The sequence below is a fragment of the Mesorhizobium sp. M8A.F.Ca.ET.218.01.1.1 genome (assembly GCF_004791165.1).
In the GTDB taxonomy this organism is placed as follows: Bacteria; Pseudomonadota; Alphaproteobacteria; order Rhizobiales; family Rhizobiaceae; genus Mesorhizobium.
Genome location: NZ_SRUZ01000119.1, coordinates 1 through 334, shown reverse-complemented (window position 1 = coordinate 334; position 334 = coordinate 1). Strand labels below are relative to the sequence as shown.

At 61.4% G+C, this 334-nt stretch carries 1 protein-coding gene; it reads right to left on the bottom strand.

Translation table 11 applies throughout. The features are described from left to right. Nucleotides 1-305 (bottom strand): YbgC/FadM family acyl-CoA thioesterase (locus tag EN861_RS34650; protein ID WP_135928233.1); only part of this gene is annotated, 305 nt, incomplete at its 3' end. Between the last annotated feature and the right edge of the window lie 29 nt (nucleotides 306-334).

Genomic DNA, 334 nt, shown 5'->3' with positions numbered 1-334 from the left:
CGCGTTTCGATGGTAAGGATATCATCCATGCGGGCCGGCGAACGGAAGTCGATCTCCATGCGTCTGACCACCCAGACGATGCGCTCGCCATGCTTGCCATCCAAAAGCTCGGTGTGATGGACGCCGGCCAGCCGCAGGTAATCCGAGCGGCCGCGCTCGAGGAATTCGAGATAGCGTGCATGGTAGACGACGCCGGAGAAGTCGGTGTCGGCATAGTAGACCCTGGCCATGAGCCGGTGGCCGAACGCCGTCAGCGCACCGGAAATACCCGCCAGCAATGTCGTGGATTCACCATGATCGCCCATCGCGTTCCCTTTTTCAGTCGCGGCAAGGC